20 protein-coding genes are annotated in these 24432 nt (G+C 70.8%); 13 read left to right on the forward strand and 7 right to left on the reverse strand.

Annotated features, from left to right (window positions below; genetic code table 11):
- The 10 genes from nuoF to ABTZ99_RS27955 are packed head-to-tail and all read left to right on the forward strand — an operon-like array spanning position 1 to position 12925.
- Complete coding sequence (nuoF, locus tag ABTZ99_RS27910) at positions 1-1299, forward strand: NADH-quinone oxidoreductase subunit NuoF (RefSeq protein WP_498776419.1); 1299 nt, start codon at positions 1-3, stop codon at positions 1297-1299.
- Complete coding sequence (locus ABTZ99_RS27915; protein ID WP_499615251.1) at positions 1296-3809, forward strand: NADH-quinone oxidoreductase subunit G; 2514 nt, start codon at positions 1296-1298, stop codon at positions 3807-3809. The genes nuoF and ABTZ99_RS27915 overlap by 4 nt, the downstream gene beginning before the upstream one ends.
- Complete coding sequence (gene nuoH / locus ABTZ99_RS27920; RefSeq protein ID WP_498776423.1) at positions 3806-5137, forward strand: NADH-quinone oxidoreductase subunit NuoH; 1332 nt, start codon at positions 3806-3808, stop codon at positions 5135-5137. The genes ABTZ99_RS27915 and nuoH overlap by 4 nt, the downstream gene beginning before the upstream one ends.
- Positions 5124-5690, forward strand: coding sequence for an NADH-quinone oxidoreductase subunit NuoI (gene nuoI / locus ABTZ99_RS27925; RefSeq protein WP_499615255.1), 567 nt, complete (start codon positions 5124-5126; stop codon positions 5688-5690). Before nuoH ends, nuoI begins: the two co-directional genes overlap by 14 nt.
- Positions 5687-6529, forward strand: a complete 843-nt coding sequence (locus ABTZ99_RS27930) for an NADH-quinone oxidoreductase subunit J (RefSeq protein ID WP_498776427.1) — start codon at positions 5687-5689, stop codon at positions 6527-6529. The genes nuoI and ABTZ99_RS27930 overlap by 4 nt, the downstream gene beginning before the upstream one ends.
- Complete coding sequence (gene nuoK, locus ABTZ99_RS27935; protein WP_053715303.1) at positions 6526-6825, forward strand: NADH-quinone oxidoreductase subunit NuoK; 300 nt, start codon at positions 6526-6528, stop codon at positions 6823-6825. Before ABTZ99_RS27930 ends, nuoK begins: the two co-directional genes overlap by 4 nt.
- Before the next feature lie 10 nt (positions 6826-6835).
- On the forward strand, positions 6836-8770 hold the full coding sequence (gene nuoL / locus ABTZ99_RS27940; RefSeq protein ID WP_498776429.1) for an NADH-quinone oxidoreductase subunit L: 1935 nt from the start codon (positions 6836-6838) through the stop codon (positions 8768-8770).
- The gene (locus tag ABTZ99_RS27945; protein ID WP_498776431.1) at positions 8767-10329 is read left to right on the forward strand and encodes an NADH-quinone oxidoreductase subunit M; all 1563 of its coding nucleotides are present in this window, start codon (positions 8767-8769) and stop codon (positions 10327-10329) included. The genes nuoL and ABTZ99_RS27945 overlap by 4 nt, the downstream gene beginning before the upstream one ends.
- Before the next feature lies 1 nt (position 10330).
- On the forward strand, positions 10331-11902 hold the full coding sequence (gene nuoN / locus ABTZ99_RS27950; protein ID WP_498776433.1) for an NADH-quinone oxidoreductase subunit NuoN: 1572 nt from the start codon (positions 10331-10333) through the stop codon (positions 11900-11902).
- Between the two features lie 21 nt (positions 11903-11923).
- Positions 11924-12925, forward strand: a complete 1002-nt coding sequence (locus tag ABTZ99_RS27955) for a polyprenyl synthetase family protein (protein WP_498776435.1) — start codon at positions 11924-11926, stop codon at positions 12923-12925.
- A 33-nt stretch (positions 12926-12958) separates the two neighbouring features.
- Here the strand turns inward: ABTZ99_RS27955 and rarD are convergent, their stop codons facing one another.
- Positions 12959-13822: an EamA family transporter RarD gene (rarD, locus tag ABTZ99_RS27960; RefSeq protein ID WP_498776437.1), complete on the reverse strand. Its 864-nt coding sequence runs from the start codon at positions 13820-13822 to the stop codon at positions 12959-12961.
- A 257-nt stretch (positions 13823-14079) separates the two neighbouring features.
- Between rarD and ABTZ99_RS27965 the strand changes: the two genes are divergently transcribed.
- Positions 14080-15993 carry a sunset domain-containing protein gene (locus ABTZ99_RS27965; protein WP_499615261.1) on the forward strand — a complete coding sequence of 638 codons (1914 nt, stop codon included), beginning with the start codon at positions 14080-14082 and terminating at the stop codon, positions 15991-15993.
- Positions 15994-16078: 85 nt separating this feature from the next.
- Here the strand turns inward: ABTZ99_RS27965 and ABTZ99_RS27970 are convergent, their stop codons facing one another.
- The 4 genes from ABTZ99_RS27970 to ABTZ99_RS27985 all read right to left on the reverse strand — a co-directional run bounded on the left by ABTZ99_RS27970 (position 16079) and on the right by ABTZ99_RS27985 (position 20463).
- A complete protein-coding gene (locus ABTZ99_RS27970) occupies positions 16079-17134 on the reverse strand; it encodes a 2-oxoacid:ferredoxin oxidoreductase subunit beta (RefSeq protein WP_498776441.1) in 1056 nt (351 codons plus the stop codon).
- Positions 17131-19032 (reverse strand): 2-oxoacid:acceptor oxidoreductase subunit alpha, encoded by a 1902-nt coding sequence (locus ABTZ99_RS27975; protein WP_498776443.1) that lies wholly within the window; start codon positions 19030-19032, stop codon positions 17131-17133. Before ABTZ99_RS27975 ends, ABTZ99_RS27970 begins: the two co-directional genes overlap by 4 nt.
- A 218-nt stretch (positions 19033-19250) precedes the next feature.
- The gene (locus tag ABTZ99_RS27980; RefSeq protein WP_498776445.1) at positions 19251-20012 is read right to left on the reverse strand and encodes an enoyl-CoA hydratase; all 762 of its coding nucleotides are present in this window, start codon (positions 20010-20012) and stop codon (positions 19251-19253) included.
- 10 nt (positions 20013-20022) lie between these two features.
- Positions 20023-20463 carry an Lrp/AsnC family transcriptional regulator gene (locus ABTZ99_RS27985; protein WP_230566443.1) on the reverse strand — a complete coding sequence of 147 codons (441 nt, stop codon included), beginning with the start codon at positions 20461-20463 and terminating at the stop codon, positions 20023-20025.
- Between the two features lie 75 nt (positions 20464-20538).
- On the opposite strand from ABTZ99_RS27985, the gene ddaH reads away from it, so the two are divergent.
- The gene (gene ddaH, locus ABTZ99_RS27990) at positions 20539-21417 is read left to right on the forward strand and encodes a dimethylargininase (RefSeq protein WP_498776447.1); all 879 of its coding nucleotides are present in this window, start codon (positions 20539-20541) and stop codon (positions 21415-21417) included.
- A 70-nt stretch (positions 21418-21487) separates the two neighbouring features.
- On the opposite strand, the gene ABTZ99_RS27995 is transcribed toward ddaH, so the two are convergent.
- Positions 21488-22057, reverse strand: coding sequence for a TIGR03086 family metal-binding protein (locus tag ABTZ99_RS27995; protein WP_499615266.1), 570 nt, complete (start codon positions 22055-22057; stop codon positions 21488-21490).
- A 63-nt stretch (positions 22058-22120) separates the two neighbouring features.
- Here ABTZ99_RS27995 and ABTZ99_RS28000 point away from each other — a divergent pair, with 63 nt between their 5' ends.
- Positions 22121-22882, forward strand: coding sequence for a DUF6597 domain-containing transcriptional factor (locus ABTZ99_RS28000; RefSeq protein WP_499615269.1), 762 nt, complete (start codon positions 22121-22123; stop codon positions 22880-22882).
- Between the two features lie 278 nt (positions 22883-23160).
- Here ABTZ99_RS28000 and ABTZ99_RS28005 read toward each other — a convergent pair whose 3' ends face one another.
- Complete coding sequence (locus tag ABTZ99_RS28005; protein WP_498776453.1) at positions 23161-24198, reverse strand: LysR family transcriptional regulator; 1038 nt, start codon at positions 24196-24198, stop codon at positions 23161-23163.
- Between the last annotated feature and the right edge of the window lie 234 nt (positions 24199-24432).

Here is a 24432-nt window from a genome sequence, read left to right on the forward strand (position 1 = left end):
GTGGTCGACAACCTGACTCCCGTCCTGACGAAGCGCTGGCTGTCGCCGCGCTCGTGGACGCTGAAGACCTACGAGCAGCTGGAGGGGTACACGGCGCTGCGCAAGGCGCTCAAGGCCCACCCGGACCAGCTGATCCAGCAGTGCAAGGACTCCGGGCTGCGCGGTCGCGGCGGCGCGGGTTTCCCCACCGGCATGAAGTGGGGCTTCATCCCGCAGAACGACGGCAAGCCGCACTACCTCGTCATCAACGCCGACGAGGGCGAGCCGGGCACCTGCAAGGACATCCCGCTGATGATGGCGGACCCGCACTCGCTGATCGAGGGCATCATCATCACCTCGTACGCGATCCGGGCGAACTTCGCCGCGATCTACGTGCGCGGCGAGGTGCTGCACGTGATCCGCCGGCTGCACGCGGCCGTGCGCGAGGCGTACGAGGCGGGCTACCTGGGCAAGGACATCCTCGGCTCGGGCTTCGACCTCGACGTGGTCGTGCACGCGGGCGCGGGCGCCTACATCTGCGGCGAGGAGACGGCGCTGCTGGACTCGCTGGAGGGCAAGCGCGGCCAGCCCCGGCTCAAGCCGCCGTTCCCGGCGACCGCGGGCCTGTACGCCTCGCCGACCGTGGTGAACAACGTCGAGACGATCGCCAGCGTGCCCTACATCGTCAACGGCGGCGCGGACTGGTTCCGCACCATGGGCCGCGAGCGGTCGCCGGGCCCGAAGATCTTCTCGCTGTCCGGCCACGTGGAGCGCCCCGGCCAGTACGAGGCCCCGATGGGCGTCACGCTGCGCGAGCTGCTCGACCTGGCGGGCGGCATGAAGGACGGCATCCCGCTGAAGTTCTGGACGCCGGGCGGCTCGTCCACCCCGCTGTTCACCGCCGAGCACCTGGACGTGCCGCTGGACTTCGAGGGCGCGGCCGAGGCCGGTTCGATGCTGGGCACCACCGCGTTGCAGATCTTCAACGAGACGGTGTCCGTGCCGTGGGCGGTCATGAAGTGGACCGAGTTCTACAAGCACGAGTCGTGCGGCAAGTGCACGCCGTGCCGCGAGGGCACCTACTGGCTCGTGCAGATCCTCCAGCGGATGGTGCGCGGCGAGGGCACGGCCAGTGACATCGACACGCTGCTGGACGTCTGCGACAACATCCTGGGCCGCTCGTTCTGCGCCCTCGGCGACGGCGCGGTCAGCCCCATCACCAGCGGCATCAAGTACTTCAAGCACGAGTTCCTGGCCTTGTGCGACCAGAACTCACCCGAGAAGGATCAGGCAGCAGCCCTGGCGGGAGCAAGCGCATGACCATCGAGGCAACCGCACCCGAGAAGAGCACGGAGCTCGTGGTCCCCGAGGGCCACGTGAAGCTCGTCATCGACGGCGTCGAGGTCGTCGCGCCCAAGGGCGAGCTGCTCATCCGCACCGCGGAGCGGCTCGGCACCGTGATCCCGAGGTTCTGCGACCACCCGCTGCTGGAGCCCGCGGGCGCCTGCCGGCAGTGCCTGGTCGAGGTGGAGATGGGCGGCCGGCCGATGCCGAAGCCGCAGGCCTCCTGCACCATGACGGTCGCCGACGGCATGGTGGTCAAGACCCAGCTGACCTCGCCGGTGGCGGACAAGGCGCAGCAGGGCGTGATGGAGCTGCTGCTCATCAACCACCCGCTGGACTGCCCGATCTGCGACAAGGGCGGCGAGTGCCCGCTGCAGAACCAGGCGCTGGCGCACGGCCGCTCGGACTCGCGGTTCCACGAGCACAAGCGGACGTTCCCGAAGCCGATCCCGATCTCGACGCAGGTCCTGCTGGACCGCGAGCGGTGCGTGCTGTGCCAGCGCTGCACGCGGTTCTCCGCGCAGATCGCCGGCGACCCGTTCATCGAGCTGCTGGAGCGCGGCTCGCAGCAGCAGATCGGTGTCGCGCCGGAGAAGCCGTTCCAGTCGTACTTCTCCGGCAACACCATCCAGATCTGCCCGGTCGGCGCCCTGACCAGCGCCGCGTACCGGTTCCGCGCCCGGCCGTTCGACCTGATGTCCACGCCCGGCGTGTGCGAGCACTGCTCCTCGGGCTGCTCGACGCGCACCGACTGGCGGCGCGGCAAGGTGCAGCGGCGGCTGGCGGGCGACGCGCCCGAGGTCAACGAGGAGTGGACCTGCGACAAGGGCCGCTTCGCGTTCACCTACGCGACGGCCGGTGACCGGATCCGCCGCCCGCTGGTGCGCGACAAGGCCAGCGGCGAGCTGCGCGAGTCGTCCTGGACCGAGGCGCTGCAGCACGCCGCCGAGGGCCTGGCGAAGGCGCGTGACGGCAAGGGCGTCGGCGTGCTCGCCGGCGGTCGCCTCACCGTCGAGGACGCCTACGCGTACTCGAAGTTCGCCCGGATCGCGCTGCGCACCAACGACGTCGACTTCCGCGCCCGCGCCCACTCGGCCGAGGAGCTGGAGTTCCTGACCGGCGCGGTCCTCGGCCGGAACCCCGACAACGGCGGCGTCACCTACGCGGGCATCGAGTCCGCGCCGGCCGCGCTGCTGGTCGCGTTCGAGCCGGAGGAGGAGTCGCCGATCGTGTTCCTGCGGCTGCGCAAGGCGGCCCGCAAGAACCGGACGAAGGTCTACCACCTGGGCCAGTTCACGACGCCCGCGGTGGAGAAGACGAACGGCGTGCTGCTCGCGTGCGTGCCCGGCGGCGAGCCCGCCGCGGTGAACGCGCTGCCCGAGCACGCCGCCGACGTGGTCGAGGAGCTGGCGAAGCCGGGTTCGGTGATCCTGGTCGGCGAACGCGCCGCCGAGGTGCCTGGCCTGTTCTCCGCGGTCGCCGCGTTGGCCGAGCGGACCGGCGCGAACGTCGCCTGGATCCCGCGGCGCGCCGGTGAGCGCGGCGCGCTGGAGGCAGGCCTGCTGCCGACGTTGCTGCCGGGCGGTCGCCTGGTGGGCGACGCGGCCGCGCGGGCCGAGGTCGAGCAGGCGTGGGGCCTGGAGCCCGGCGCGCTGCCCGCCGAGGCGGGCCGCGACACCACGGGCATCCTGACCGCCGCCGCGAGCGGTGGGCTGGACGCGCTGGTCGTCGGCGGTGTCGACCCGTTCGACCTGCCGGACCCGGCGCTGGCCGAGCGCGCGCTGGACTTCACCGGTTTCGTGGTCAGCCTGGAGCTGCGGCACAGCGCGGTCACCGCGCACGCCGACGTGGTGCTCCCGGTCGCGCCCGCGGTGGAGAAGGCGGGCAGCTACTTGAACTGGGAAGGCCGCCCGCGCCCCTTCGGCACCACGATCGAGGGCACCGGCGCGCTGTCGGACGGCCGGGTGCTCGACACGCTCGCCGTGGAGATGGACGCGGACCTGTTCACCCAGACCCCGGCCGCCGCGGCGGCCGACCTGGCGCGACTGGGTTCCGCCGCGGTGACGGCGTCCGCGCCGACCGTGCCCGCGCCGACCGTGCCCGCGCCGCTGCTGTCGCAGCCCAAGGCCGGCCAGGCCGTGCTCGCGACCTGGCGCAGGCTGCTGGACAACGGCTCGTTGCAGGACGACGAGCCGAACCTGGCGGGCACCGCGCGCCCGGTGGTGGCCAAGCTGTCCGCCGCCACCGCCGCGCACCTCGGTGTCGAACCCGGTGGCGAGATCACGGTCGCCACCGATCGGGGCGAGGTGGTGCTGCCGGTCGAGGCGGCCGACCTGCCCGACGGCGTCGTGTGGCTGCCCGGCAACTCCGGCGCGGTCACCGTGCGGCGCAACCTCGTCGCCGGCCACGGGTCCGTGGTGGCCGTCTCCCCGCACGTCACGGGCTCCGCTGAGCAGATCACGTCGCCCGCTGGAGGCAAGGCATGAGCAGCGCTGAACTCCTGGCCGACGATCCGCTCTGGCTGATCGTCGTCAAGGTCGTCGGCATCTTCGCGTTCCTCGTGGTCATGACCCTGTTCATGATCAACTGGGAGCGCAAGGTCGTGGCCCGGATGCAGCAGCGTCCCGGACCGAACCGGGTCGGCCCCGGCGGCTGGCTCCAGTCGCTCGCCGACGGCCTGAAGCTCGCGTTCAAGGAGGACATCCGCCCGGTCCTGGCGGACAAGTGGGTGTTCTTCCTGGCGCCGGTGATCTCCACGATCCCCGCGTTCGTCGCCTTCTCGGTGATCCCGCTCGGCGGCGAGGTCTCGATCTTCGGCGAGCGCACCGCGCTGCAGCTGGTCGACCTGCCGGTCGGCGTGCTGGTCGTGCTGGCCTGCTCCTCGCTCGGCGTCTACGGCATCGTGCTGTCGGGCTGGGCGTCCGGCTCGCCGTACCCGCTGCTGGGCGCGCTGCGCTCGGCCGCGCAGGTGATCTCCTACGAGATCGCGATGGGCCTGTCGATCATCGCGGTCGTCATGCACTCGCACTCGCTGTCCACCGCCGACATCGTCGACGCGCAGAGCGGCGGCTGGTACTTCTACCTGCTGCCGGTCAGCTTCCTCATCTACGTCTGCTCGATGGTCGGCGAGACCAACCGCGCGCCGTTCGACCTCCCCGAGGCCGAGTCGGAGCTGGTCGGCGGCTTCCACACCGAGTACAGCTCGCTGAAGTTCGCGCTGTTCTTCCTCGCCGAGTACGTCAACATGGTCACCGTCTCGGCGCTGGCCACCACCCTGTTCCTGGGCGGCTGGCGGTTCCCGTTCGTCGGCGACGACCACGTCCTCAACAGCGGCTGGTTCGGCCTGCTCTGGTTCGTGGTCAAGACGCTCGGCTTCCTGTTCCTGTTCATCTGGCTGCGCGGCACGCTGCCCCGCCTGCGCTACGACCAGTTCATGCGGCTGGGCTGGAAGTTCCTGGTCCCGATCGCGCTGGTCTGGTTCGTCGCGGTGGCGGTCGCCCGCTACCTGCGCCAGGAGTGGGAGGCCAACAGCGGCCTGGACACCAGCACAGCGCTGATCGTGATCGGCGGGTTCCTCGCGGTGGTGCTGCTGATCGCGTTCCTGCTGCCGGACAAGCGGGAACCGCACGACCCCGACGCCGTGCCGGTCACCGGTGGCGGCTACCCGGTGCCGCCGCTGGACCTGAAGGTCCCCAAGCCGCCGCCGCGCAGGCAGGTGCGGGTGGCCGAGCTGCCCGGCGCCGAGAACCAGACGCAGGAACCGGCCGCGGTACCCGCAGCTTCACACAAGGAGGCCAGCGATGGGCGTGTTTGATCCCGTCAAGGGCTTCGGCGTCACCTTCGGCACGATGTTCAAGAAGGTCGTCACCGAGGAGTACCCCGAGGTCAAGAAGGTCACCGCGCCGCGGTTCCACGGCCGCCACCAGCTCAACCGGCACCCGGACGGGCTGGAGAAGTGCGTCGGCTGCGAGCTGTGCGCGTGGGCGTGCCCGGCGGACGCGATCTTCGTCGAGGGCGGCGACAACATCGAGGACGAGCGCTACTCGCCCGGTGAGCGCTACGGCAAGGACTACCAGATCAACTACCTGCGGTGCATCGGCTGCGGCCTGTGCATCGAGGCGTGCCCGACCCGCTCGCTGACCATGACGAACGAGTACGAGCTGGCCGACGACAACCGGCAGAAGCTGATCTTCACCAAGGAGGACCTGCTCGCGCCCCTGCTGTCCGGCATGGAGCAGCCGCCGCACCCCATGCGGCTGGGCGAGAACGAGCAGGACTACTACGTGAACGGGCCCAAGCTGGCCCGCGAGGCGGGCGTGCCCGCCGGCGCGATCGTGGAGACCGGGCCCGAGGAGGCGGGCAGGTGAGCCTCTCGTTCCTGCTCCAGCAGCCCGACGAGGTCCAGCGGGTGGTCGACACCGTCACCACCGGCGAGGCGGTCGCGTTCTGGATCCTCGGCCCGCTCGCCCTCGCCGGCGCGCTGGGCATGCTCTTCGCGCGCAACGCGGTGCACTCGGCGCTGTGGCTCGTGCTCACCATGCTCAGCCTCGGTGTGCTCTACATGGTCCAGCAGGCGCCGTTCCTCGGCTTCGTGCAGATCATCGTCTACACCGGCGCGATCATGATGCTGTTCTTGTTCGTGCTGATGCTCGTCGGCCGGGACAGCTCCGACTCGGTGGTCGAGGTGCTGCGCGGCCAACGGCTCGCCGCGGCGGTCATCGGCGTCGGCTTCGCCGGCATCGTGGTCGCCTCGGTCGCCCGCGCGCTGACCGACGTCGAGCCGGTCGGCCTGGCCGCGCAGAACACGCGGAACGGCGGGAACGTCGCCAACATCGGCGAGGCGCTGTTCACCGACTACCTGTTCCCGTTCGAGCTGACGTCGGCGCTGCTGATCACCGCGGCGGTCGGCGCGATGGTGCTCGCGTTCACCTCGCGCACCGGCAAGGACGCCAAGAAGACCCAGAAGCAGCTGGTCGAGGAGCGCTTCCGCGGCGACCGCCCCGGCTCGCTGCCCGGCCCCGGCGTGTTCGCCACCGCCAACTCGGTGGCCACGCCCGCCCTGCTGCCGGACGGCTCGGTCGCCGCCGAGTCCCTGTCCGAGCTGATCGAGACGACCGCCAAGGAAACTCTCGAGGACGACGTCGCGGAGGTGTCCGGCAGCGGGCACGAGCCCGACGCGCACGCGCTCAAGGGAGAGTCGTCGTGACCCCTACGTACTACCTGCTGCTGTCCGCGCTGCTGTTCAGCCTCGGCGCGGTCGGCGTTCTGGTGCGGCGCAACGCCATCGTGGTGTTCATGTGCGTCGAGCTGATGCTCAACGCGGTGAACCTCAGCCTGGTCACGTTCGCCCGGATCAACGGCGGGCTGGACGGCCAGGTGATGGCGTTCTTCGTGATGGTCGTCGCGGCGGCCGAGGTCGTGGTCGGTCTGACGATCATCATGGCGATCTTCAAGACGCGTCGCTCGGCCTCGGTCGACGATTCCAACCTGCTGAAGTACTGAGAGGTCCACGGTGACGGAACCTGTTGCCGCCAGCGGGATCGGCAGTCTCGCCTGGTTGTTGCTAGCCCTGCCGGCCTTCGGCGCGCTCGTGTTGCTCGTGGGTGGCAAGCGCACCGACAAGTGGGGTCACCTGCTGGGCTGCGCCACCGTGATCGCCGCGTTCGCGTACGGGGTCGCGCTGTTCTTCGACACGGTCGCGCTGTCGCCGGACGCGCGCACCACCGAGGTGCACCTGTTCGACTGGATCCCGGTCGAAGCGCTGAACGTGGAGTTCGGCCTGCGCCTCGACCCGCTGTCGCTGACGTTCGTGCTGCTGATCACCGGTGTCGGGTCGCTGATCCACATCTACTCGATCGGCTACATGGCGCACGAGGCCGGGCGGCGGAAGTTCTTCGGCTACCTGAACCTCTTCGTCGCCGCGATGCTGCTGCTGGTGCTCGGCAACGGCTTCGTGACGCTGTACTTCGGCTGGGAGGGCGTCGGCCTCGCGTCGTACCTGCTCATCGGCTGGTACCAGCACAAGCCGGAGGCGGCGTCGGCCGCGAAGAAGGCGTTCCTGATGAACCGGGTCGGCGACCTGGGGCTGGCGATCGCCATCTTCCTCATGTTCAAGACCCTGGGCACGACCCAGTACACCGAGGTGTTCGCCCGCGTCGGCGAGTTCTCCTCGGCCGAGGTGCTGGCGATCACGTTGCTGCTGCTGCTCGGCGCGTGCGGCAAGTCGGGCCAGTTCCCGCTCCAGGCGTGGTTGCCGGACGCGATGGCGGGCCCGACGCCGGTCTCCGCCCTCATCCACGCGGCCACGATGGTCACCGCGGGCGTGTACCTGATCGCCCGCTCCAACCCGATCTACAACCTGTCGGCCGACGGCCGCCTGGTCGTGATGATCATCGGCGGCGTCACGCTGCTGATCGGTTGCATCATCGGCTGCGCGTACGACGACTTCAAGAAGGTGCTGGCCTACTCGACGGTCAGCCAGATCGGCTACATGATCCTGGCCGTCGGCCTGGGCCCCATCGGCTACGCGCTGGGCATCATGCACCTGCTCACGCACGGCTTCTTCAAGGCCGGGCTGTTCCTCGGCGCCGGTTCGGTCATGCACGGCATGAACGACGAGGGCAACATCCGCCGCATGGGCGGGCTGATGAAGAAGATGCCGATCACCTTCGTCACCTGGACGCTCGGCTACCTGGCCCTCATCGGCTTCCCGTTCCTGTCCGGCTACTTCTCCAAGGACGCCATCATCGCGGCGGCGTTCAGCATGGAGGGGTGGCGCGGCTGGGTCTTCGGCGGCGTGGCCGCCCTGGGCGCGGGCCTGACCGCGTTCTACATGACCCGCCTGTTCGTCCTGGTGTTCCTGGGCAAGCCCCGCTACACCGAGCTGCGCTCCGCGGACGGCCGCGAGTACCACCCGCACGAGTCGCCGGTCAGCATGACGCTGCCGATGATCGTGCTGGCGGTCGGCTCGGTCGGCGCGGGCTGGTTCTTCTCCTCCGGCCACAACCTGGCGGGCTGGCTCACGCCGTCGCTGGGCGAGCTGCAGGAGCAGCACGGCGTGCTGGACCACGGCGTGGTGAACATCCTGGTGCTGGCCCTGTCGGCGCTCGGCGCCGCGCTCGGCTTCCTGCTCTTCCTGCGCGGGGAGCAGCCGGTGGAACGGCCGGCGCGGGTGTCGTTCCCGGTCCGCGCCGCGCGTGCCGACCTGTACGGCAACGCGCTGAACGAGGCGCTGTTCGCGCGGCCGGGCACCTGGCTCACCCGCGCGCTGGTGTTCGTGGACAACAAGGGCGTCGACGGCCTGGTCAACGGGTCGGCGGCGCTGCTGGGCGGTAGCTCGGGCCGGCTGCGCAGGCTGCAGACCGGGTTCGTGCGCTCGTACGCGCTCTCCATGCTCCTGGGTGCGGTCTTCGTCCTGGGCGCGCTGCTGATGGTGAGGTTCTCGTGAGCTGGACGCTGATCGCGCTGCTCCTGCTGCCGCTCGTCGGCAGCCTGGTGGTGGCGTTCCTGCGGGGCAACGACCGGTTGGCCAAGTCGGTCGCGCTGGCGTTCTCGCTGGTGGAGCTGGGCCTGGCGGTGCTGGCGTGGACGGCGTTCGACCCGGGCGGCGACCGGCTGCAGCTGACCAGCTCGGCCGAGTGGATCCCGGCCTTCGGCGTGCACCTGTCGTTCGGCGTGGACGGCATCGCGCTGGTGATGATCGCGCTGATCGCGTTCCTGGTGCCGGTCGTCATCGGCGGCTCGTGGGCGGACAAGCTGCCCGAGGGCCGCAGCGCGGGCGGGTTCTTCGCGCTGCTGCTGGCCATGCAGACCGGCATGGTCGGTGTCTTCGCGGCCACCGACGTGTTCGTGTTCTACGTGTTCTTCGAGGCCGTGCTCGTCCCGATGTACTTCCTGATCGGCCGCTTCGGCGGGCCGAACCGGCAGTACGCGGCGATGAAGTTCTTCCTGTACTCGCTGCTCGGCGGCCTGATCATGCTGGCCTCGGTGATCGGCCTGTACGTGGTCAGCGCGGACAAGATCGGCCAGGGCACGTTCGACTGGGCCACGCTGGTCACGGTCACCCGCGACCTGCCGCTGTCCACCCAGATCTGGCTGTTCCTCGGCTTCTTCGTCGCGTTCGCGATCAAGGCGCCGCTGGTGCCGCTGCACACCTGGCTGCCCGACGCCGGTGCGGAAGCGCCGGTCGGCGCGGGCGTGCTGCTGGTCGGCATCCTGGACAAGATCGGCACGTTCGGCTTCCTGCGCTACTGCCTGCCGCTGTTCCCGGCGGCCAGCAAGGAGCTCGCGCCGGTCGTGCTGGTCCTGGCCGTGGTCGGCATCCTGTACGGCTCGCTGCTCGCCGTGGGCCAGTCCGACATGAAGCGGTTCGTGGCCTACACCTCGATCGCGCACTTCGGCTTCATCGCGCTGGGCATCTTCGCGTTCAGCTCGCAGGCCGGCGCGGGCGCGGTGCTCTACATGGTCAACCACGGCATCTCGACCGGCATGTTGTTCCTGGTCGTCGGCATGGTGATGGCCCGCGGCGGTTCGCGCCTGATCGAGGACTACGGCGGCATGGCCAAGCTGACCCCGGTGCTCGGCGGGCTGTTCTTCGTGGCCGGCCTGTCGTCGCTGGCGCTGCCGGGCACCAACTCGTTCGTGAGCGAGTTCCTGGTGCTCATCGGCTCCTACCCGAACGAGCCGGTCTACACGATCCTGGCCGCCGTCGGCATGGTCCTGGCCGCGCTGTACGTCCTGTGGCTGTACCAGCGGGTCTTCCAGGGCCCCGTGCGCGGCACCGCGATGCTCAACCTGGTCGGCGGCCCCGGTGCGGCGGTCGACCCGGAGAAGGCCGCCGTGCCGGACCTGAACAAGCGCGAACTGGCCGTGCTCGCGCCGCTGGTGGCACTGATCCTGGTGCTCGGCTTCTACCCGAAGCCGGTGTTGGACGTGATCACCCCGTCCGTCGGGGCGACGCTCAGCGAGGTCGGGGTGGCCGACCCGGTCGCGCAGGAAGGCAAGTGACGTGACGACGTTCCTCTCGCAAGTGGAGCGGCTGCAAGCCCCGGAGATCGACTACGGGGCCGTCGCACCGTTGCTGATCGTGCTCGGCGCGGCCTGCCTCAGCGTGCTGTTCGAGGCGTTCCTGCCCAAGGCGCAGCGGTGGGCGGCGCAGGTCGTGCTGACCCTGCTCACGCTCGCCGCGGCGGGCGCCGGGCTGGCCTGGTACGCGTCCGCGGAGAGCACCCTCGAGCAGGGCAAACTGACGCTGTCGGGCACGATCGCGGTCGACCGCCCGGTGATCTTCCTGTGGGGCACGCTGCTGCTCCTGGGCCTCGGCGCGGTGCTGCTCATCGCGGACCGGTCGGTCGAGCCGGGCGGCGCGTTCGTCGCGGACGCCTCGATCCTGCCCGGCGCGCCGGTCGGCGTGCGCGAGCAGCTGCGCCGCCGGGAGATGCAGACCGAGGTCTTCCCGCTGACGCTGTTCGCGCTCGGCGGGATGATGACCTTCGTCGCGGCGAACGACCTGCTCACCATGTTCATCGCGCTGGAAGTGCTGTCGCTGCCGCTGTACCTGATGTGCGGCCTGGCCCGCCGTCGCCGCCTGCTGTCGCAGGAGGCCGCGGTGAAGTACTTCCTGCTCGGCGCGTTCGCGTCGGCGTTCTTCCTGTACGGCGTGGCCCTGCTGTACGGCTTCGCGGGCTCCGTGAAGCTGTCCGACATCGCGACCGCCACCACGGCCACCGACCGGTCCGACACGCTGCTCTACGCGGGCTTCGGCCTGCTCATCGTGGGCCTGCTGTTCAAGGCCTCCGTCGGCCCGTTCCACGCCTGGACGCCGGACGTCTACCAGGGCTCGCCCACGCCGGTGACGGCGTTCATGGCGGCGTGCACGAAGGTCGCCGCGTTCGGCGGCATCCTGCGCGTGCTCTACGGCGCGTTCGAGCGGTCGAGCTGGGAGTGGAACGGCGTGCTGTGGGGCGTGGCCATCGCGTCCATGGTGATCGGCGCGGTCCTCGGCCTGACCCAGACCGACGTGAAGCGGATGATCGCGTACTCCTCGGTGGCGCACGCGGGCTTCCTGCTGATCGGCGCGATCTCGCTGAACGACCAGGGCCTGTCCGGCACGATGTTCTACCTGATGGCCTACGGCTTCACCACGATCGCCGCGTTCGGCATCGTCAGCCTGGTGCGCAACGGCGACGGCGAGGCCACCCACCTGTCCCAGTGGGCGGGTCTGGCCAAGCGGTCGCCGGTGGTGGCGGGCGTGTTCACGTTCCTGCTGCTCGCGTTGGCCGGCCTGCCGCTGACCAGCGGGTTCGTCGGCAAGTTCGTGGTGTTCGCGGCGGCCGTCGAGGCCGAGATGGTGCCGCTGGTCGTGATCGCCCTGGTGGCCTCGGCGGTGGCGGCGTTCTTCTACCTGCGGGTGATCGTGCTGATGTACTTCAGCGAGCCCGCGGCGGACGGCCCGACGGTGAGCGTGCCCGGCGCGTTCACCACGGTGGCCATCACCCTGGGTGCGGCGATCACGCTCGTGCTCGGCGTCTTCCCGTCGTTCGCGCTCGATTGGGCGGGTGCCGGCACGTTCATCTTCTAGTGGTACGTAGGCTCTGTAGCCGTGACCAGTAGCGAGCGGGCGGGGACGGGGTTCCGGTTTGCGGACCCCGTGCTCGCGGAGGTGGTTCAGGACGGGCTGGCCGAGGTGGAAGAGCTCTTGCACAAGGTCGTGCAGAGCGAGTTCCACCCGGTGATGGAGACGTCCTTGCACCTGGTGTCCGCGGGCGGCAAGCGCATCCGCCCGCTGTTCACCATCCTGTCCGCCCAGTTCGGCGGCACGTGGGACCGGGAGAGCGTGATCAAGGCGGCGGCGGTGGTCGAGCTGACCCACCTCGCCACCCTGTACCACGACGACGTGATGGACGAGGCCACCATGCGCCGCGGCGCGGAGTCGGCCAACGCGAAGTGGGACAACAGCATCGCGATCCTGACCGGCGACTACCTGTTCGCGCACGCGTCGGCGCTGGTCGCGGACCTGGGCACGGGTGCGGCGCGGATCATCGCGGAGACGTTCTCCGAGCTGGTGACCGGCCAGATGCGCGAGACGATGGGCCCGCGGGCCGGTGAGGACCCGGTCGCGCACTACCTGACCACGATCGCGGAGAAGACCGGTTCGCTGATCGCCACGGCGGCGCGGTTCGGCGCGATGTTCTCCGACGTCACGCCGGAGCAGGTCGAGGCGCTGCAGTCGTACGGCGACGTGATCGGGGCGGCGTTCCAGATCTCCGACGACGTCATCGACATCGCCTCACCGTCGGAGGAATCGGGCAAGACGCCCGGCACCGACCTGCGCGAGGGCGTCAAGACCCTCCCCATGCTCTACGCCCTGCAGGACGAGCCGGACTCACGCCTGGCGAAGCTCCTGGCCGGCCCCATCACCGACGACGCCGAGGTGGACGAGGCCCTGACCCTCCTCCGCGCCTCCACGGGCCTCCAGCGGGCCCGCCAGACCCTGGACGACTACGCCGCCCGCGCCCGCGCCACCCTGGGCGTCCTGCCCGCCGGCACGGCCCGTGACGCCCTCGAATCCGTGAGCGAGTACGTCGTCACCCGCTCCCACTGACCCGCGTGCCCTACTTCCGGAACGCGGGTCAGATCAGGTCAGGTCGGGGAGGGGGAGGCGGCGGCGGGTGCGGACGGTGTCCGCGGTGAAGATGGCCAGGGCCACCCAGACCAGGGCGAACCCGAACCAGCGCGACGCCGGCATCGGCTCGTGCATCACGAACACGCCCCACGCGAACTGGAGCACGGGCGCCAGGTACTGCAGCATCCCCATGGTCACCAGCGGCACGAGCCGGGCGCCCGCGCCGAACAGGATCAGCGGGACGGCCGTGACCAGCCCGGCCGAGACCAGCCACAGCGCGTGACCCCACCCGCCCGAGTGGAAGGTCCCTGCCGGGCCCAGCCAGACCAGGTACCCGACCGCGATCGGCGCGAGCACGATGCTCTCCGCGGTCAGGCTGGCCGTCGCGTCCAGCGGCACCGTCTTCTTCAGCAGCCCGTAGACGCCGAACGAGCAGGCCAGCACCAGCGAGATCCACGGCAGCCTGCCGTAGTCCACCGCCAGCACGACGACCGCGGCCACCGCGATGGCCAGCGCGGCGTACTGCGGCAGGCGCAGCCGTTCGCGCAGGACGAACACCCCGAGCAGCACGCTCACCAGCGGGTTGATGAAGTAGCCGAGCGCGGCCTCGACGACGTGCGAGGTGTTGACCGCGTGGATGTAGACGCCCCAGTTGACCGCGATGAGCACGGACGCCGCGGCCACCATCGCCCAGCCGCGCGCCGACAGCCTCCGGATGCCCGCCCAACGGCCGAGCACGGCGGTGATGACCACCATCACGACCAGCGACCACGCGATGCGGTGTGCCAGGATCTCCACGGAACCGGCCGGCTGCAGCAGCGGCCAGTACGCGGGCACGATGCCCCAGAGGAGGTACGCGCCGACGCCGAACGCCATCCCACGGCTCGTGCGGTCGACATCCGTCGTGGCAGTGGAGGCAGAGGTCAACGGCGGCACCCGGACTACTGTACGCGGCCGTTTTGGCTGGTCAGTTGCTCCAGGTGGCCTACTATCGATACCTGACCACAGGTCCGGCCGGCCCCACGCGCCGGACCCGGCGGTCAGGGTAGTTTTGCACCGCTTCCCCTTCCGGGTGAAGGCTTGGAAGCGGAGCGTGTCGGGGTGTGTGACAAGCAGCAGTGGGAGGGTCTCCCGTGAGTTCGCTCTTCGGGCAGGTGTGGCTGTGGAGCCTGCTGTCCTTCGTGGCAGGCGTCGCACTCACCTGGCTGGTCCTGGTGCGTCCGGCGAAGCGGGAGCTGGAAGACCTGGAGGAACGCCTCCTCACGTCGCCCCGCCCCGCCACCGGCTCGACCTCGGGCAGCTCGGTCGCGCCGAGGGCCGACGCGGGTGACGAGTTCGACAACTGGCACGTCGAGGCGTCCCGGTCGCTGGCCGACGACGTGCTGACCCCGGCCGCGCCGCGGTACGAGCCCGCCGCCGAGCACGCCCGGTTCGACGCGCCGCCCGAGCCGGCCCGCTACGACGTGACGAACCTGAAGCTCGACCAGCGCGACTCGCTGCTGGAGGAGCTGGACGACGAGCACCGGCCGTTGTCCGACTTCGAGGAGCAGCACGACTTCCCCGAGCACGACGCCGAGCCGCCCCGCAGCCTGTTCGAGCGGCTGACGCCGGGCGAGGACGACCGGGAGGCGCTGGAGCCCCGGCCGCGGTCCTACGCGCCCGACGACGAGCCCGAGCTGCCCGCCGAGACGACGCACCTGATGCCGGCGGTGCCCGCCGCGCCGGTCGCCGAGGTCGCGCCCCGGCAGGACGAGCCGACCGCGCCGCCGGAGGTCGAGGTCTTCCAGCCGCGCGAGGTGTGGCGCGAGGAGCCCGTCCGCGAGGTCTACGACGAGGACGTGGACACCGCCGGCCACGAGGAGGAGGACGAGCCGGAGCCCAGGCCCGGCGCTGCCGAGGAGACGGCGCTCATCCCGGCCACCGCGCTGGCGCAGGCCATCGCCGAGGTGGACGGCGAGCAGCGGCGGACCGAGGAGCCCGAGCCGCAGGTGTGGCCCGAGCACGACCTCACCGGCCACTTCGCGCCGGTGGACGTCGAGTCGGCGCGTGGTGAGCTGTCCGAGCAGGCCACGAGCCCGACGTCCAGCGACGAGGCGTTCCTGAACCAGCTGTCGCGGACCGACGCGCGGCCGACCGAGGCCCTGACCGAGGTGCGCCCGGTCGACCCCCGCCTCGCCGAGCCCGTCGCGCGCCCGGCCGACGACGTCCGCGAAGAAGAAGGCCCGCAGACCGACGTCATCCGCGCCGTGGCCGACTCCGCGCCGGTGGAGCCGGAGCCCGAGGTCGCCGAGCCGCCGCGCGCCCCCGAGCCCGCCGCCGCGCCCCAAGCCGCCACGCCCCGGCCGACCGCCGCACCGGCCGCCGAGCCCGAGGTGGCGGAGCCGCCGGCGTTCGAGCCGACGTTCGTCCCGCCGCCCGCCGAGCAGCCCCTGCCCACCCGGTCGGCCGAGAAGCCCGCGCCGAAGCCGGAGCCGAAGAAGGACGAGCCGGCACGGCCGCGCAGCCTGTTCGAGCCGCTGGCGGACGACGGCGAGGAGCCGGAGCCCGAGCAGCCACGCCCGGCGCCCGCGTCGTCCGGCAACGACCAGCCGTTCGTGCCGACGCTCTCGCCCGAGCTGCTGGCCGGCAACCCGCTGCCGATGAACCCGACCGGCCTGCCGCAGCGGCCCACCCGTCCCGCCGGCGCCCCGCGCACGCCCTCGCCCGCGCCGCTCGCGCCGAAGCCGATCACGCCGCCGCCACCGCGCCCGGTGCGCCCGCGCCCGGTCGGGTTCAGCCCGAGCACCGGCGGTCGGCAGCCCGCGGCCGGCAGCACCCGCTTCCAGGGCCAGCAGGAGGGCTTCAACCCGCGCTCGCCGTTCGGCCCCGGCTCCGTGCTGCCGAAGTCCGACGGCCTGGCCCCCGCGCCGGAGTTCCAGGTCAAGGCGACCCTGACCGGCCGCCGGTACTTCACCAACGAGTCGGCGAACTTCCGCGAGACGCGCGCGGACGTCTGGTTCCGCACCACGACGGACGCGGAGAAGGCGGGCTTCCGCCAGGCTCCGTAGCCACGGCTTCCCTGGGGAGGGAAAGCGCGAAGACCCCCTGTTCCGGGAGGCGGAACAGGGGGTCTTCGTCGTCGTGGGTGGCGTTCTAGCCGGCCACGGTCCAGGTGTCCTTGCCGTGCAGCAGCGCGCGCAGGTCCGCGGGCTTCGCGGCCTTGGCCTGCTCCACCTGCTCCCGCGCGGCGTCGTCGTACGTGGTCCGCGCGGTGTTGCGGAACACGCCGGTGACGGTGTGCTGGAGGTCCTGCGTCGACAGCCGCGACAGCGCGAACGCCAGGTTCAGGTCCGACGCGTCGTGCACCACGACGTCCTCCGGCGAGACGTCCGCCGACTTGGCCACGGCCAGGCCGAAGCCCTCCCGGACCACGGCGTACTCGCCGTTGCCGAACGTGATCGGCTGCCCGTCGACCACGTTGATGATCCGGCGCGCGGCCTCGTCGGCGTCCTTGAGCACGTCGAACGCGCCGTCGTTGAAGATCGGGCAGTTCTGGTAGATCTCGACCAGCGCCGACCCGCGGTGCTCGGCCGCCTGCCGCAGCACCTCGGTCAGCCCCGCCCGGTCCGAGTCGACCGCGCGGCCGACGAACGTGGCCTCCGCGCCCAGCGCCAGCGACACCGGGTTGAACGGGTGGTCCAGCGAGCCGAACGGGGTGGACTTGGTGACCTTGCCCTCTTCGGACGTCGGCGAGTACTGGCCCTTGGTCAGGCCGTAGATCCGGTTGTTGAACAGCAGGATCTTGAGGTTCACGTTGCGGCGCAGCGTGTGGATCAGGTGGTTGCCGCCGATGGACAGCGCGTCGCCGTCACCGGTGACCACCCACACCGACAGGTCCGGCCGGGCCACGGCCAGGCCGGTCGCGATGGCCGGCGCGCGCCCGTGGATGGAGTGCATGCCGTAGGTGTTCATGTAGTACGGGAACCGCGACGAGCAGCCGATCCCCGAGACGAACACGATGTTCTCGCGCTTGAGGCCGAGCGTGGGCAGGAACGACTGCACGGCGTTGAGCACCACGTAGTCGCCGCAGCCGGGGCACCAGCGGACCTCCTGGTCCGACTTGTAGTCCTTGGCCTTCTGCGGCTCGTCCGCCGTGGGCACGCCGACCAGCCCACCAACGGTCGGCAAGCCCAGTTCCGTCGCCGTCATTCGGACACTCCCTTGATCACGTCGGCGAGCACGTCCTGAAGCTCTTCGGCCTTGAACGGCAGGCCTTGCACCTTCGTGTAGCTGATCGCGTCGACCAGGTACTTGGCGCGCAGCAGCAGCGCCAGCTGGCCGAGGTTCATCTCCGGCACGACGACCCGGTCGTACCGGGCGAGCACGTCGCCGAGGTTCTTCGGGAACGGGTTGAGGTGCCGCAGGTGGGCGTGCGCCACCGGCATGCCCAGCTTGCGCACCCGCCGCGCCGCCGCGCCGATCGGGCCGTAGGACGAGCCCCAGCCGACGACGAGCACGCGCGCCTCACCGGACGGGTCGTCCACCTCGACGTCGGGCACCTCGATGCCGTCGATCTTGCGCTGCCGCAGCCGCACCATGTAGTCGTGGTTGGCCGGGTCGTAGGAGATGTTGCCGGTGCCGTCGGCCTTCTCCAGCCCGCCGATGCGGTGCTGCAGGCCGGCCGTGCCTGGCACCGCCCACGGCCGCGCCAGCGTCTCCGGGTCGCGCAGGTACGGCCAGAACGTGCCGTCCGGCGCGTTCGGCTCGGTGGCGAACGCCACGCGCAGGTCGGGCAGGTCGGCCACGTCCGGGATGAGCCACGGCTCGGAGCCGTTGGCGATCGCGCCGTCGGACAGCAGCAGCACGGGCGTGCGGTAGACCAGCGCGATGCGCGCGGCCTCCAGCGCGGCGTCGAAGCAGTCCGAGGGCGACCGCGGCGCGACGATCGCGACCGGCGACTCGCCGTTGCGGCCGAACATCGCCTGGAGCAGGTCGGCCTGCTCGGTCTTGGTCGGCAGGCCGGTGGACGGGCCGCCGCGCTGCACGTCGATGACGATCAGCGGCAGCTCGGTCATCACGGCCAGGCCGATGGTCTCCGACTTCAGGGCCACACCGGGGCCGGACGTCGACGTCACGCCGAGCGCGCCGCCGTAGGACGCGCCGAGCGCGGCGCCGATGCCCGCGATCTCGTCCTCGGCCTGCAACGTCGTGATGCCGAAGTTCTTGTGCTTGGACAGCTCGTGCAGGATGTCCGACGCCGGCGTGATCGGGTACGTGCCCAGCACCAGGGGCAGCCCGGACTGCTGACCCGCGGCGACGAGGCCGTAGGCGAGCGCGGTGTTGCCGGTGATCTGGCGGTAGGTGCCCTGGTCGAGCTTGGCGGGCGCGACCTCGTAGGTGACGGCGAAGGACTCGGTGGTCTCGCCGTAGTTCCAGCCCGCCCGGAACGCCAGCACGTTGGCCTCGGCGATGTCGGGCTTCTTGGCGAACTTCTCGCGGAGGAACCGCTCGGTGCCCTCGGTGGGCCGGTGGTACATCCAGGACAGCAGGCCGAGGGCGAACATGTTCTTCGCCCGTTCCGCGTCCTTCTTGCCGAGGCCGGTGTTCTCCAGGGCGCCGATGGTCAGCGTGGCCATCGCGACCTTGTGCACCTGGTAGGCCTCGGTGAGGGAGTTGTCCTCGAGGGGGTCGGCCGCGTAGCCGACCTTGACCAGGTTGCGCTTGGTGAACTCGTCGGTGTTGACGATCAGGATCCCGCCCTTGGGCAGGTCGTCGATGTTCGCCTTGAGCGCCGCCGGGTTCATGGCCACCAGCACGTCGGGGCGGTCGCCGGGGGTGAGGATGTCGTAGTCGGCGAAGTGCAGCTGGAAGCTGGAGACGCCGGGGAGCGTGCCCTGTGGCGCCCGGATCTCGGCCGGGAAGTTCGGCTGGGTGGCGAGGTCGTTGCCGAAGGCGGCGGCTTCCGAGGTGAAGCGGTCACCCGTCAGCTGCATGCCGTCGCCGGAGTCGCCGGCGAACCGGATCACCACGCGGTCGAGCTTGCGGACCGTGCCGGTCTTGTCCGGCGAGCCACCTGGCGCGGCGCCGTTACCAACGTCGGTAGTCATGTCCTACGCCGATCCCTTTCCTCACAACGCCCGAGGGCTGCTGCCCCCGTGCCCCTCCGCGAGGGTAGTCGTGCCCGCGCGGGAGCCGGTTTCTCCTGTACCACTGTGCGGGACGGTTCGTCCCACCAGGTGCGCGGGGCGCGAACTGGGCAGTATCCGAGTAGTACCGGCCGGTAACTGTTACTCGAAGTTACAGTTATTCGGGCCGGCTGTCCAGGTCAGTCGCGCCTGCTGATCCGGGCCTTCATCGCGGCGAGCTTGGCCTGGAACTCCGGCGTGGCGATCGAGGCCACCTGGGGCGTCAGCTCGGTGTCCACGGCCTGGGCGTGGTCGGCGAGGGTCGCGGTGGTGCGCATGGACGCCTTGATCGTGCGGACCAGGTCGCGCGGGGCGTCGGCCGACGGACGCGCGAACTCGACCGCGGCGGCGACCAGCTCGTCGTGCCCGCCGTCGACCTTCGCCCAGGCCAGCCCGTGGGATACCGCCGCGTCCGCGGGCAAAACCTGGCCGAACAGGGTCATCGCGGTCGCGGTCTGGGGGCCGGCGAGCCGGTGCAGCATCCACGTCATCCCGCCGCCGGGGTGGATGCCGAGCTGGAGGAACCGCGCGTCGAACTTCGCGTTCGCGTTGACCAGGCGCACGTCGCACGCCAGCGCCAGGTTGAGGCCCGCGCCGACCGCCGCGCCGCCGACCGCCGCGATCGTGGGCAGCGCGCAGCCGGCCACCGCGAGGAACCCGGCGTAGATGCGCCGCAGGCCCTCTTCCCGGGCCTCGCCCAGCGCGGTGAGGTCCGCCCCCGCGCAGAACGCCGGTGGCGCGCCCGTGATCACGACGGCGTGCACGTCCGCGTCGTCCTCGCAGGTCCGGACGGCGGCCACGAGCTGGTCGGAGAGGTCGAGCGTGAGCGCGTTGCGGCGTTCGGGGTCGTGCACGGTGATGACCGCCACGCGGTCGGAGCGTTGCAGGAGCACTTCGGCCATGCGCGCGACTCTAAGGTGCCGGCGGGCGGTCCAAGAGTCGGGACAGCACTACGGTCGAGACGGTGCGGTCGATGATCTCGACGGCCCGCAGCCGTTCCAGCGCGGTCTCCAGGTGGTGGATGTTCGCCGCGCGCAGGTGCACGATGGCGTCCGCCGCGCCGGAGACGGTGTAGGCGGCGCGGACCTCGGGCATCGGCTCCAAGCGCTGCTGGATGTCGTGCGGCGCGACGTTGCCGCGGCAGTGCACCTCGACGAACGCCTCCGTGCCCCAGCCGAGCTGCTCAGGGTCGACGACGGCGGTGAAGCCGCGCAGGACGCCCGTGTCCAGCAACTTGTCCACCCGCCGCTTCACCGCGGGTGCGGACAGGCCCACCTCCTTGCCGATGTCGGCGTAGCTGGAGCGGGCGTTCGCCATCAGGCGCGAAATGATTCGCTGGTCGATCGTGTCCACACGCAACATTCTGCCCTAGAAGACGCAATATCGCGGCGTTGTTCGAGGGTCAGACGGCAATCTACATTTCGATCCATGACCTCGGTTTCCTTCGCGGGCCCCGGTGACGAGCCGATCGTGCTCGACGTCGCCACGTCCGCCGCGCAGGTGCGCGTGCCGACCACCCGTCGGTACCTCATGTGCCCGCCCGCGTACTTCACGGTGGAGTACGCGATCAACCCGTGGATGGACCCCACGCAGCCGATCAGCACGTCGTTGGCGATGGAGCAGTGGACGGCCCTGAAGGAGACCTACGAGCGCCTCGGGCACGAGGTCGAGACCATCGAGCCGCAGCCGGGGCTGCCGGACATGGTCTTCTCGGCCAACTCCGGCACGGTCATCGACGGCCAGGTCCTCGGCTCCCGCTTCCGCGCGCCCCAGCGCGCCGCGGAAGCCGACCACTTCCGCCGCTGGTTCCTGGCCAACGGCTACCGCGACGTCGTCATGCCGGAGCGCACGAACGAGGCCGAGGGCGACTTCACCTGGACCGGCAAGTACCTGCTGGCCGGCACGGGCTTCCGCACGGACCCCCTGGCCCACTCGGAGGCCCAGGAGACCCTGGGCGTGCCGGTCATCTCCCTGCAGCTGACCGACCCCCGCTACTACCACCTGGACGTGGCCCTGTTCGTCCTGGCGGACGACCTGATCGCCTACTACCCGGACGCCTTCTCCCCGGGCAGCCGCCGCGTCCTGCGCCGCCTGTTCCCGGACGCCGTCATCGCGACCGCCGAGGACGCCGCCTGCCTGGGCCTGAACGCGGTCTCCGACGGCCGCCACGTGATCCTGCCGGTCGAGGCGACCGCGCTGGCGGACCAGGTCGCCCACCGCGGCTTCGAACCGGTCTTCGTCGACATCTCGGAACTCCGCAAGTCCGGCGGCGGCCCGAAGTGCTGCACGATGGAACTGCGGGACTGATCCTCTTCGACTTCGCGCTGGTCAGCCGGCATCTGGCCGCCTGACCAGCGCGAACATCACGCGGTCGGAGCTACGGCGTGCGGCCCGTCAGGCCTACGATTCGCGCGATCAGGGGCGCGTCCGACGGCACGGGCACCTCGGGGCCGAAGAGGCCCATGTCGCGTCCCATCGACGCGGTCACGACGAGGTCGGCGTGGACGAACTCCAGCACGTCCCCGTCCCACGACGGCGCCTGACCCGTGGCCTTGGCCAGGTCCCACGTGTGCACCACCGTCTCGCCCAGCACCATCGCGCCGATCATCCCGGCCGGCGTCTCCTGCGGGCCGCCCATCGTCGTCGTGCCGGTCCAGGCCGACGGCTCGCCCCACGCGACGGCGCGGTCGCGCAGCAAGTCGCCCAGGTCCGCGGCCCAGTCGCCCCCGGTGAGGTCGACGTCCGCGTCCGAGGCGGCGGGCGGCGGCACGGGCGCCTTGCGCGCGGAGGCGTTCAGCGACGGCCCCCAGAACAGCAGGTGGTTGACGAGCTTGCGGACGTCGAACTCGGCGCACGGCGTCGGCGCGCCCAACTGGTCGGGCTTGATGTTCCCGACGACCTCCAACGCGGTCGCCACGGCTTTGTCGATCAACTGCTCACGGGACATGCCGCCCACCGTAGGAACGGTCGCCGCGGGTGTATTGAACAAAGGCGACATACCCTCGCGACCGTGACGAGGGACGAGCGCGAGTTGGCGTGGCGGCGGCACCAGAGCCACGAGTTCCACCAGCCCTCGCCCGACCTGGCCGCGCACGTGGCGCGGTACTGGGTGGTGCGGTGGCGCTACGACCGGCCGTACCGCCAGCTGATCGTGCCCTACCCGAACGTGCACCTGACGTTCCACGAGGGCGGCGCCGTGATCGCCGGCGTGTCCAGCGGGCACGTGTTCAAGGAGCTCGACGGCGCGGGCCGGGTGTTCGGCGTCGCCTTCCGCCCCGGCGCCTTCCGGCCGTTCCTCGGCGCGCCGGTCCAGTCGCTCACCGACCGGACCGTCCCCGCCGAGACCGTCTTCGCCGACCTGCCCGCCCACGCCGACCTCGACGCCGTGGAGGCCCTGCTCCGCCGCAACCTGCCCGAACCGGACCCGAGGGCGGCGGAGGCGGTGGAGATCGTCGAGCGGATCATCCGCGACCCCCTGATGACGCGGGTGGACGTGCTGGCCCGCGAGGTCGGCGGCAGCGTCCGGCAGCTGCAACGCCTGTTCGCCGAGCACGTCGGCGTCGGCCCGAAGTGGGTGATCCGCCGCTACCGCCTGCGCGAGGTGACCGAGCGCATGGAGGCCGGCGGCCGGATCGACTGGGCGGCGCTGGCGGCCGACCTCGGCTACGCCGACCAACCGCACTTCGTCCGCGACTTCACCGCCATGGTCGGCGAGACGCCCACCCGGTACGCCGAGCGCTACGGCGACGCCGTGGCCACCGGCCGGCGCTGAACCGTCCGCTGTCACCCATAGGGCTGATCGCTCTAGCGGACCGACCCCGGTCGGTGCTCCGATCGACGGCACTCGCTGTCGACCAAGGTAGGGAGCGCGCCATGAACGACCTCGACGCCCAGCGTCCGTCGCCCCAACCGCAACAGGAGCAGGAGGAGCCCGTGGAACGGCAGAAGCCTCAGGAGCCGAAGCCTCTCACCGGACTGGAGTGGCTGGTGCGCCAAGCCCAACGGCGCCGTGAGGAACGCCCGGCGGACCCGGCGCGTTAGGCCGCACCGCTAGTCCGACACCTCCCGCTGGAACGCTGCCCACAGCAGGTTCAACGGGTGGTCGGCCGGGAACTTCGCCCGCTCGTCCTTGCGGGCGAAGACCCCGACCAAGCGCTCCAGCTGCGGTTTGCGGTCGTTCGTCAGGGCGACCACCCGCAGGCCCGACCCCTCGCGCAGCTCGTTGTTGGCGGCGACCACGCCGAGGCCGGACGTGACGATCATGCAGCCCTCGACCAGCCCGGACCGCAGCAGCGACATGCCGTACTGGATCTCGTCGATCTCCGCCGCGATGTCCAATTCGTTCCGGTAGTCCGATCCGAACCAGCCGCGCAGGAATTCCGCGATCAACCCGTCACCGGGCACGACCAGCGGCAGCTTCGGCAACTCCCCGGTGCCGACGCTCGCGCCGAGCCGGCTCTCCGGCAGGTTCGTGAGCAGCGCCAACCCGCCGCGCCGCCACTCGATCACGTCGAAGTCCTCGACCCCGCTGTTGCGGCCCGCGTGCGTCACCACGCTGCCGCACACGATGTCGACCTCCTTGGACTCCAGGCTCTTCCAGATGTCCTTGGTGCGGATGTGCACGACCTTCAGCTCCACGTCACGCCGGCGGAAGTCGTCCGCCACGTGGTGCCACGCCTTGGCCAGCGAGTCGAGCATGAACCGCGTCGTGCCGACGGTGACCGTGGTGCCGAGCTTGCGGCGGCACTCGTGAATCGAATCCAGCCACTCGGTCAGGGTGGTGCGCGCCAATTCGACCAGCGCCTCGCCGGTCTGGGTGATCAGCACGTCTTTTCCCCGGCCCTGCTTGACGACCAGCGGCTCCCCGCACAACGACTTGAAGTTGCGGTTGAGCGTGTCGATCTGCTTCTGCACACTGGACTGCTCACGGCCGAGCACGCGGGCCGCGCGCAGTGCCGATCGCGTCTCGTACACCGCGATCAAGGTCCTGAGCTGGTCCAACGTGGTGTCCATCAGCAAGGGCGAGGTGTGCAGGAGCCTGCTGAGCTGGTTGCCCGCGGGCAGGAGCAGTTGCGCCGAGGTCGACATGCAGGGCCTCTCGGGTCGGGGCGTGATGTTCTACCGATTAGTTGTACTGAACTTGACCGCAGTTCGTGCTGAAATTATCCGAAGATCTTGATGGATTTCCCTGGACAGGTATACGCGATCCGTAAGAGACTTCTGCCGCAACCAGGTGCTTGTTCACGTGGGTGCAATCAGGGGGGGTATTGGGGGGTTGGGGGGGCCGGCCGGGGGCCCCCCCCCCGCGCCCCCCCCGGCAAC

This window comes from Actinosynnema sp. NPDC002837, from assembly GCF_040295345.1.
GTDB lineage: Bacteria > Actinomycetota > Actinomycetes > Mycobacteriales > Pseudonocardiaceae > Actinosynnema.